The following is a 9,613-nucleotide window of genomic DNA, read 5'->3' on the forward strand; positions in this document are numbered from 1 at the left end:
TGACGCTGTCCCTGCTGCCGGCCGCAGGTATCGCTGCAGCCGATGAGCCGGGGTCGGCATGGGGCAAGGACGCCCCGAACTTCACGATGCCCGAGGTGAAGGTCGGCTCCAACAAGCCGGCCACGCCGCAGGCCGAGGCGAAGCCCTCTGACGAGGTCGCGCGGTGGAGGGCCCACCAGAAGGAGCGGGCCCGCGGCGGTGAGGCGGCCGCGGCACGTGTCGCCCTTGCCGAGATCCCGCCCCATGTGCCTGAGGGCCAGGGCGACGTGCCGTGGCACCGGATCAGCAACTTCGCGATCACGGACGCGCTGACGGCCCGCATCAACTTCTCCACCGGCAACCTGATGCTGACCGCCACCGACTTCTCCATCGCCGGCGTCGGCCAGCAGCTCACCCTCGCGCGCACCTACAACTCCCTGGACGCGCCGTGGGGCAAGGTCTCCCAGCGCTGGTGGCAGCAGTACGAGCGCTACCTCCAGGTCCTGGACGACGAGGTGGTGCTCTACGACGCCTCCGGCGACACCCTGCGGTTCAAGAAGGCCGCGGACGGTTCCTTCACCACGCCCAAGGGCTACTCCAAGGAGCTGAAGAAGAACACCGACGGCACCTACACCGTCACCAACTGGAAGTCGCACACCAAGGACACCTACGACGAGCACGGCACGCTGACCAAGGTCACCGACAAGAACAAGGGCACCATCACCGTCACCCAGCACGACAAGGGCGACGAGCACAAGGGCTTCAAGCTGACCGAGACCCGCTCAGGCCGCTGGATCGATCTGCTCAAGACCGACGCCTCGCAGTGGCAGGCCAAGGACAACTCCGGCCGCACCGCCGTCTTCGACCTCGACCCGGACGGCAACCTGCACAAGACCACCGACGCCGAAGGCAAGACCACCACCTTCGGCTATGACTCCTCCAACCGCCTGACCAAGATCACCACAGCCGAGGGCCGGGTCACGGTCTTCAGCTACGACAGCGCCAACCGCATAACTTCGATGCTGCGCGCCACCGACTTCAACGGCTCCGGCCACACCGGACCCACCTGGACGTACAAGTACAGTGCGGAGTCGCCGGCAGCGGCCGGCACGACGACCGTCACGGACCCCGAGCAGCACGCCACGAAGTACAAGCACGACGGCGACGGCCAGGTCGAGGAGGTCACCGACGCGCTCGGGCACAAGCGGTCCACGAAGTACGACGCGAACCACAACGTCGACACGGCCACCGACGCCATGGGCACCGGCACCACCCCCGGCAACGTGACCGACTACGGCTTCAGCACCCGCAACAACCTCGAGTCCATGAAGTCGCCGACCGGCGGGAAGTCGGTCACCAGCTGGCAGACGATCGCCGGCGGCGACAAGCCCAAGGACTCCACGAACGCCGACGGCGAGAAGACCTCCTTCACCTACGACACGGCCGGCAACACCAAGTCGGTGGCCCAGACCGGCACCGGTGGCGGACACGTCTCCTACACCTACAACCCCGCCACCCCCGACTGCGGCGGGTTCGAGGGCCAGCGATGCACGGCCCAGACGAAGATGTCGTCCACGAAGACGGTCAAGACGTCCTTCACCTACGACGACAAGGGCAACCTCACCAAGGTCACCCCGCCCAAACCGCTGGGACAGACCACCTACACCTACGACGAGTTGGGCCGCACCGAGACCCTCACCGACGGCCGCGGGGTGAAGAAGGTCTTCACCTACGACCACCTCGACCGCATCAAGACGGTCACCACCACCAACGGGACGGTCCGCTACTGGTACGACGGTGACGGCAACCTGCGCCAGCGCGACGACTCCACCGGCACCATCACCTACCAGTTCGACCCGCTCCAGCGCGAAACCATCCGCACCCTGCAAGACGGATCGCAGACGCTGCTGGCCTACACGCCCGCGGGCAACGTCGACTTCTACCAGGACCCGGCCGGCAAGACCGACTACACGTGGAACGAGGTCAACAAGCTCAAGGAGTTCAAGGACCCGGCGGGCAAGGTCACCACGTACAAGTACAACAACAACGACGTCCGCACCCAGACCGCCTACCCCGGCGGCACCGTGCAGACCGTCGGCGTCGACAAGTCCGGCCGTCCAGAGACGATCAAGGCGACCTCCGGCAAGGGCACCCTGGTCGACCTCACCTACACCTACGGCTACGGCACCGACGCCAAGACCGACGGCGACAAGATCCGCACCAAGACCGACGCGGTGACGGGCATGAAGACCAGCTACATCTACGACGGCGCGGGGCGCTTCTCCTATGCCGAGGAGAAGAAGGGCTCCACCCACAACTCCTCCTGGCAGTACTGCTACGACCTGGCCGGGAACCTCACCAGCCAGGGCAACGCCGAGGGCTGCCCGCGCGGCACCACCTACACCATCAATGACGCCCAGCAGATCACCGCGAAGAACGGCTCCTCCACGAACTGGTCGTACGACGCGGAAGGCAACGAGACTGCAGGTGCCTCCACGCCGGAGGGCACCCGCACAGGCGAGAAGTGGTCGGATCACGGCCAGCTCAGCTCACTCACCGTGGGCGGCACCACCTACGAGGGCCGCTATGGCTCGACGGACCAGAGTGAGCGCATCAAGCTGGGCGACACCTACTTCCACAACGGGCCACTCGGCCTGTCGGCGACCTCAACTGCCGGCGTGGACACGGGCTTCAACCGCGAGCCCGGGGGCACTCTCAACTCCATGACCCGGGACGGGAAGACGTACTTCTACCTCACCGACGCACTCGGCTCCGTCGTCGCGGTGGCGGACGAATCCGGTGCAAAGGTCAACGATTACTCCTACAGCCCCCGCGGCGTCACTCGGGCCGTGACCAGCGAGAAGGTCGCCCAGCCCTACCGGTTCGCCGGCGGCTACCAGGACCCGACCGGTCTCTACCACTTCGCGGCCCGCTACTACGACCCCAACGTCGGCCGCTTCAACAGCCCCGACCCCTCCGGCCAAGAGAAGAACCCATACCTCTACGCCGACGGCGACCCCGTCAATCGCATCGACCCCAGCGGTCTGCTCTGGACGCCGCCGGTACCGGATTGGGCCAAGTCCGCCGGCAGGTTCGTCAAGTCCAGGGCTGGTCTGCTCTGGAAGAAGGGTGGCGTCCCCCTTCTGGCCGCCGGATGTTACATCGACGCCACTTTGAGCGACACGGACAATTCGTTGAAAGACGAGCTGAACGACCTCAATGAATGCTACAACCCGGCCTCGTATCTGCAGGACTGACAAGGAAGGCGCGATGGGCACCCATTCTCAGCCGTCCGCAAAGGAGATAAGAGCCAGGAACTGGGCTTGGAGTGGTTTCGGCATCGCGACTCTCCTAAACCTACTCGCGGTGAACGTTGACCTTGACGGCCCGCTCTGGTTCACGCTTCGGACTGTCGTTTTAGCCGTGTTCACTGCCGCCCTGTTGACCTACCTGGTTCTGAGGGTGCAGCGATTCCGGGGCTCTCGACAGCGATGAGACAGGCTTGAGGAGGGTGGAGTAGAGCGCACGCCACGGTTTTCACCATGTGCGACGCTTGACCGGGAGTGGCCGCGGGAAGCCCGCGGCCACTCCTATTAACCTGGCCAAAGGGGAACCCCCGTGAGACCCGAAGTGAAATTGATCGTGTTCACCGTTCTGGCAACACTCATCGGGGCTCTCTTTATATTCATAGGCATCGCTCAGAGCGACTACTGGCTGTTGGGGGCGGGTGTGGCCGCCGCAGGCTTCGGTCTCTTCCTCGGCAGCATGATGATCAGGCGTCAGGCCGCGAAAAGCAGAAGCTGATTGTCGACCCAGGCCCCGGCCTGCGGTTACGGCGAAGCGAGGTACATCCGTCGAGCAGTGACCAGGATGGTGCGCCAGCGAGGCATCGCTGCGGTCATGGCTGACCCGCTCCCGCCCGCCCTACCTTCGCCTGCTGGCTCGACGGCCCCTGAGACCAACCGCAGCCAGTTGCTCGACGAACTGGGGGGGGATCCGAGCAGCGGGTGAAAGGGAACAGCTCTCAAGCATCGGGTGAAAGGGGTGCTGAATTGCTTACGGCGGGCATCATTGTCCCTTCCCTCAATGCGCCAGCAGAACTGATACTGGGGGCCTTCGCCGCTGGCGCTGTCATTTGCCTCTACCACTTCAAGAACCGTGGATGAACGGCGGATCCGTTCCTTCTCCACGCCCTTGGAGTCGCCCTCGTGGGGAGTGAGCAAAGGAGTGCGGTATCGCTCCCAGGTGGTTGCCGAGCCGGAGCGGATGCAGGCTCGTTCGGGCCTCAGCTGTCGCCCATGCCTTCATCGGCATGAAGGCGGGCCTCGAGGTCACTTGACCAGGCCAGGGCCCAGGTACGCAGGGCGGTCACCTGGTCGGGGTCCAGGCCGTAGGCGGTGAAGTCGTCATCGTCCCACCACTCGGCTCCGGTGAGGCGGTCGCGCAGGTCGTGGAGGCTGAACTCGAAGCGGGCGTGGCGGCGGCCGAGCGTCTCGAGGTCGGCGGTGGTGTGGTGCTGGGAGGCGGCGTGGACGTCGATGAGGTCGCGGACCGCGCCGCGGTCGGCCAGGGCGCGGACCTTGGTACCGATTACGTCATCGAGTGCCAGGACTGGCCGTGCTCGGTTGCCGTGGGCGGGGACCAGAAGGCTTCCTTGAGGATGTCGATCTCGCACTCCTCGCCCGTGGCGGGGTCGGCGGCGATGAGCCGGCCAGAGAGTGGGCTGGTCTCGATCTGCCGGACCCTTCAGCCACGCTGGCGCAGGCCGTTGCTAACGGTTCGAGTGATCTCATCCATGGGGGCGGGGTTTTCGGTGGCCACGTCGAGGTCCTGGCTGAGGCGGTCGACCAGGCCGTGGGCCTGGACGGCGTAGCCGCCGGTGATGACCAGGGGGTAGGGCGTGCCGATGGCCAGGACGTCGGCCAGGAGCCGGCGGTGCAGGGCACTCAGGTTCACGCGGCCGCCGTGGCCGTGGCCAGCTCGGGGAACGCGGCTTCCCACGCGTGGCGGGCCGGGCGGCTGATCAAGGTGCACAGCACGGGCCACTGCGCGATGAGCAGGTCCCGGTCCAGGTAGTCGATGAGGTCCTGGTGCTGGCCCTCGGCCAGGACGGTGCGGTACAGGCCCATCCGGGAGCGGGGCTGGTCCAGGGTGTAGGAGCGCCGGCCCGACCAGGCCACATGCAAGGGCAGGTCGACACTGCCGTGGGTGGGTCCGGCCAGGTCCTCCAGGCGTGCGGGAAGCCGCTCGGCGTACTGCGCGCACAGCACATCGAAAGCGTTCGGCACGGGGAAGGACAAGGACTGCTGGGCCATGCCCCCAGTATCTCCCGCAGCGGCTCTCGTGGTCACCACAAGCGTCCGCCGGGGGAACACATCGGCTGAACAGGCCGGGAGGTTCCAGGCGTCACGGATAGCTCAGGGAGCATTTCAGCTGCACTGCCGCGGAAAGGAGGCGATGGCGGGTCGGGTACTCCGACGGCCTGTGCAGGCGACTTCGGGTAAGCGACCACTGGTGCTTCCCCGCGCATCGTCACTGGACGGCGCCGTCGCGGGGAGGGCCGCTTCCGCCCAGCGCGTGGGTAGCTGGACGGAAGCGGGGCGGCCCCCTTCGGTTGGTTCTTGAGCACAAGGGATCCGCACGGCCTTCCAGACCGGAAGGTGCGAACGCCCAGGGAGGCGTCCGTCCTCCATGGTGCGCCATCCCGGCGGCGCCGCAATGAGAAGCACGTTTTAGTCGCCAAAAGCGTTCAATTAGCCGCAATTTGTCGGTGTCACTGGTAGTTCACGGCACGAGACCCGGGTGGGCCCCGAGGCCATTGTTCCGTAACTCCATGATCACGTTGAGTGGTGTGCGCCCGGCGCACCATGCTGTCGTCCAACTCCTCCGGCGCGCTTGAGCACCGTGCCGGGGGAGCCTTTCCAGATCCTGAAGCCGTAGGGAAGGTGCGATGACAAGCAAGCAGGTGATGGCCATGGCCGTGCTGGCTGCGGTCCTCATGTGGAGCACGGTGATGACCGTGCTAGGGCATCTCGCAGCCGTGGCTGCACTGTTGCCCTCGCTGGGACTCCTGGTTCAGCAGATCGTTTTCGCGTTCGGCTGCACGGGGACGCAGCCAAACGCGACGTCGGCAGCAGAGGCGGCCGCCGTTCCGCCTCAGCTTGAGGGGCCGTCCCGGTGAAGCCGCCTCAGGTGCCCGCCCAGCCCGCAGGAGAGCCCCCCAGTCGCCTCGGACGCCCACCGGGCCCGATCAGCGAGACAGCGGGGGACATGCACAGGACGTGGCTGGTACCGGTCCGTAACCGGCTCGTCTCCAGCGGCCTGACCCTCGACGCCCTCGTCAGCCGCTCCGGCTACTCCAAAACCCGGCTCTCCGAACTCCTGCGCGGCAAGGACTACTACCCCGGCTGGGCCATCACCTACAGCGTCATACGCGCCCTGGACATCCCCGTCAGCCCGCTGCTGCGCCTGTGGGCCGCCGCTGCCGAAGAAGCCGGCAAGGACACCGGCTGGATCAAGAGCCGGATCAGTGAGGTCCCGCCGTTCACCCCGGAGGCCCAGCCCGTCGCCCACCGCGGCTTCACCCAGGCCATGTGGCGGCCCTACACCGCCTACGCGCAGGCCTTCCTGCAGTCCGAGCGGCGCGCCCGCAAGGTCGTCGCACGGACTTTCGACCTTCTCTGGCTCACCTGGGACGAAGCGACCGCCACGCCTGACACACCCCGGCACGCCTGGCAGTTGCTGCGCCGCACGGTGCTCGCCCTCGCCCCCCGGCGGCAGGACGGCCGCCCCGACCTGCGGGCAGCCGCGTTCTCCACCGTCGCCCAGGCCGACATCCCCGACCTCGCCGAGCGTCTGTACCGCATCGACGTCCTCGCACAGTTCTTCGACACGATCACCCGCCTGCCGCCCGATCAGATGGACGTCACCGTCCTGCGCTACCTGTGCGGCATTCCCGACCACGCCGTGCCGGGCATCGTGGGCCTGCCGCCGGCCATCACCCACACCCTGGACCATCACGCCCGAGGGGCCCTGGACCAGCTGCGCCCCGCATCCGACTCCCAGGAGTGATCTCCCCGCTATGAGCACCGTCGACGCCCTCCTCGCCCAGTCGCTGCTGCTGCACCAGCCTCACGTCCCCTCCGACGTCGTCGGTCACGACGACCTGGATTACACCCGGCTCACCGAGGGCTTCCTGCTGCGGGACGACGACGGACCCGAACTGGCCGACGACCGCGCCGCACAGAGCCTTACCGCCCTGTGCGAAGCGGTCGTCGCCCACTGCACCATCGAACAGTTCGTCGACTTCCTCACCGAACAAGTCCCTCAACCGCGGACTGCCTGGATCCTCGGGTGCACCCTGCAGCTCGCGGGCGCCGACGCCGGTGCCCGCTTCTGGTGGCAGTACGCCGCTGGCGCCGGCGATGTCCCCGCTGCCTCCTACTGCCTCTACCTGCAACACCTCGCCTGTGGTGACGCATACGCCGCTGCGCTGTGGCAGGACCAGGCCAGCACTCACTCCCCACAAGAGGGCGGCACCATCGACACCGACGACCAGGCCCCGGCCTACCAGGTGATGACTGCCGACACCAGCCTGGCCACCCTCCTACGTGTCCTGAGCCGGCTCAGCCGCACGATCCCGCGCACGCAGGCAGCCCAGGCCGTCATCGAATTCGTCGCCGCCTCTGTGACCGCCAGCTACAACCAACACCCCGACCTCGAGTTCCCGGTGCTGGACCCCGAGTTCGTTGAGCAACTGGTCATCGTCGCGGCGTCCTTGAGCGACCGCCCGGACACCATCGAGACCGTGCCGGCCGAGGAACTGCCCAACCGGAGCGGCTGTGCCACCGGCCACATCCCGGCCCCCGGGCGGAGACAGGATCCCGAGGGCGTGCTGGTGAAAGTCGCCACCGACGACCATGAAAGAGCCTCGGCACGGGTGTTCTTCAAGGAGGCGGTCGCTGTCTGCTGGGAAAAAGCGACCGCCGCCGGCGGCACGAACGGTACCGCCATGGCCTACTACCTCAAACGCTTCCGCGCACGAGCCGCCCTGGCCCGGTCTCCTGCCCCCTCCGCCTTCACACCCAGCCCCCACCTGATGTCGCCACCCCGGCCCGCTGTCCGATACAGTAGATCTTGAACTGGTCGCCACAACACGCGGCGCCCGGTGATGCGTTGGTGGTCCAAGGAAAGACGCCCTGCTTCCTGCGGGGAAATGCAGGTGCAAGGCCTGCCCGGCGCTCGATCAGTGGGCCCGTACACGCACAGCGTGTACGGGCCCCTTGCGGTACTGCGCCAGGCGCACCACCAGATGATCGGCGGTGGCCCCGTGCTGGGTGTGCGCCGACAGCCACAATCCGTGCCCGCGGGGTAGACCGCTTGGGGAGGTGGTGCTGGTCAGGCCAGGGCGGTGGGGCAGATGGATGGTGTCCCGCTGCTGCCGGGCCCGGATGAGGGTCGGCCGGGGCTGGACCCGCCAGGCGTACGGGCCGCCCGCTGTCACAGCTCGCCGTGCTCCTCGTGGACGAGAGGCACCGCGTCGCCGTACATCCGTACACGGACGCCGTCCTCGCCAGGCACCCGGTACAGGTCTGAGGGGCCGGTCAGATTGTGCCGCGCGATCAGGCGGTAGGCCACGGCAAGCGCGGTCTCCGCGTCCGCGGATTCCACGATGATCTGGGCCAGGCCAGGGACAGACAGGTGAGCGGGGCGAGAGGTCATACCGCGGCAGACGTGCTTCGCAGGCGCCGCAGTTCGCAGCAGCCCGGGTCTTCACTCGTCCGGGGAATCCAGCTCATCGAGCTGCTCGCTTAGCTTGTGGGCCAGCGGCCCGACGCCGACTGAATCTCCCGGAGTAGTGCACGGATCGTCCGGTGAGGCCCTGGCCGCCCCGGTTGGCGGCTGATGACGCGTGGGTGTTCCGTGCACCGCTCCGCAGCCACTTCGGGTGGTGGCGGTGACAGCAAAGAGTAGGACTTCCCTGGTGCTCCGCCCCGCGGCCCCGGCCACTGTTGCCGCGGTCGGCGGGCAGCGGGCCTCGACTCGTAGCGGCTGGCGGAGGGTGCCTTCTGCGACGACGGGCACCGCGGGCCTCGAAGTCATCCTGGTCCTGGTCGCGGGTGCCTGTTGCCGTCCTGACTTGCCAGCTCCTCCGTGGAACTGGCGAGTCGCTGCCAGTTGGGAGTTCTGTGGCGAAATGAGTGCCCGAAAAGCGACGGTTCGACAGGGTTGGAGGTGAGGTGGTTGGGCAGGATTCGGCGAACACACGTTCTAGAATGGGGAGTCAACTTTGTTAGACCGAAGGTTCCTTGCCGTTCCTGGGGCTGTCGCAGCCTGCATCCTCGCTGCTACTGCCGCCATGGCCAGTCCTGGCCCCATCAGGGACGGCAGCGGCGCCGCTAAACTCGTAGACACCAGCTTCCACGCGTTGTCCTCCCCGGGCGGGGAGGACCCCATCCTGCGGGCGGGAAATGCGAAGTTCGGGCGCGCGCACATCAAGCAAGGCGGGCGGCACCACCACAAGCCCAGCCACCCGTACACCCGGGCTGCCAAGAAGAGGTGGCAGGGCGCGTTCAACAACGGGATCTGCAAGCAGATCACCGGGTACTACACGCTGTACTGCTATCCCTACCGA

8 protein-coding genes and 1 pseudogene are annotated in these 9,613 nt (G+C 67.1%); 6 read left to right on the top strand and 3 right to left on the bottom strand.

The window, feature by feature from the left end; translation table 11 throughout:
• Window positions 1–86: 86 nt before the first annotated feature.
• Together ACI2L3_RS39815 and ACI2L3_RS39820 are read left to right on the top strand one after the other, a co-directional pair.
• Window positions 87–3,236, top strand: a complete 3,150-nt coding sequence (locus ACI2L3_RS39815) for an RHS repeat-associated core domain-containing protein (RefSeq protein WP_404757371.1) — start codon at window positions 87–89, stop codon at window positions 3,234–3,236.
• 361 nt (window positions 3,237–3,597) lie between these two features.
• A complete protein-coding gene (locus tag ACI2L3_RS39820; protein WP_404757372.1) occupies window positions 3,598–3,783 on the top strand; it encodes a hypothetical protein in 186 nt (61 codons plus the stop codon).
• Between the two features lie 481 nt (window positions 3,784–4,264).
• Here ACI2L3_RS39820 and ACI2L3_RS39825 read toward each other — a convergent pair.
• Window positions 4,265–4,935: pseudogene (locus ACI2L3_RS39825) on the bottom strand (nucleotidyl transferase AbiEii/AbiGii toxin family protein).
• Window positions 4,932–5,294, bottom strand: a complete 363-nt coding sequence (locus tag ACI2L3_RS39830; RefSeq protein WP_404757373.1) for a hypothetical protein — start codon at window positions 5,292–5,294, stop codon at window positions 4,932–4,934. The pseudogene ACI2L3_RS39825 and the gene ACI2L3_RS39830 overlap by 4 nt, the downstream one beginning before the upstream one ends.
• Window positions 5,295–5,929: 635 nt before the next feature.
• Between ACI2L3_RS39830 and ACI2L3_RS39835 the strand changes: the two genes are divergently transcribed.
• The 3 genes from ACI2L3_RS39835 to ACI2L3_RS39845 all read left to right on the top strand — a co-directional run bounded on the left by ACI2L3_RS39835 (window position 5,930) and on the right by ACI2L3_RS39845 (window position 8,119).
• Entirely contained in the window at window positions 5,930–6,160 is a 231-nt protein-coding gene (locus tag ACI2L3_RS39835; RefSeq protein ID WP_404757374.1) for a hypothetical protein, read from the top strand.
• A gap of 89 nt (window positions 6,161–6,249) precedes the next feature.
• Window positions 6,250–7,050: an XRE family transcriptional regulator gene (locus tag ACI2L3_RS39840; RefSeq protein ID WP_404757375.1), complete on the top strand. Its 801-nt coding sequence runs from the start codon at window positions 6,250–6,252 to the stop codon at window positions 7,048–7,050.
• 10 nt (window positions 7,051–7,060) lie between these two features.
• Complete coding sequence (locus ACI2L3_RS39845; RefSeq protein WP_404757376.1) at window positions 7,061–8,119, top strand: hypothetical protein; 1,059 nt, start codon at window positions 7,061–7,063, stop codon at window positions 8,117–8,119.
• Between the two features lie 359 nt (window positions 8,120–8,478).
• On the opposite strand, the gene ACI2L3_RS39850 is transcribed toward ACI2L3_RS39845, so the two are convergent.
• Window positions 8,479–8,700, bottom strand: coding sequence for a DUF6207 family protein (locus ACI2L3_RS39850; protein ID WP_404757377.1), 222 nt, complete (start codon window positions 8,698–8,700; stop codon window positions 8,479–8,481).
• 637 nt (window positions 8,701–9,337) lie between these two features.
• Between ACI2L3_RS39850 and ACI2L3_RS39855 the strand changes: the two genes are divergently transcribed.
• The coding region (locus ACI2L3_RS39855; protein WP_404757378.1) for a hypothetical protein at window positions 9,338–9,613 on the top strand (276 nt) is incomplete at its 3' end.

The organism is Streptomyces sp. NPDC029674 (assembly GCF_044903205.1).
In the GTDB taxonomy this organism is placed as follows: domain Bacteria; phylum Actinomycetota; class Actinomycetes; order Streptomycetales; family Streptomycetaceae; genus Streptomyces.

Coding starts and splice junctions, on each gene's coding strand:
- ACI2L3_RS39815 (WP_404757371.1), top strand. CDS start 87: ATGCCCGAGGTGAAGGTCGGCTCCAACAAGCCGGCCACGCCGCAGGCC.
- ACI2L3_RS39830 (WP_404757373.1), bottom strand. CDS start 5,294: ATGGCCCAGCAGTCCTTGTCCTTCCCCGTGCCGAACGCTTTCGATGTG.
- ACI2L3_RS39835 (WP_404757374.1), top strand. CDS start 5,930: ATGACAAGCAAGCAGGTGATGGCCATGGCCGTGCTGGCTGCGGTCCTC.
- ACI2L3_RS39840 (WP_404757375.1), top strand. CDS start 6,250: ATGCACAGGACGTGGCTGGTACCGGTCCGTAACCGGCTCGTCTCCAGC.
- ACI2L3_RS39845 (WP_404757376.1), top strand. CDS start 7,061: ATGAGCACCGTCGACGCCCTCCTCGCCCAGTCGCTGCTGCTGCACCAG.
- ACI2L3_RS39850 (WP_404757377.1), bottom strand. CDS start 8,700: ATGACCTCTCGCCCCGCTCACCTGTCTGTCCCTGGCCTGGCCCAGATC.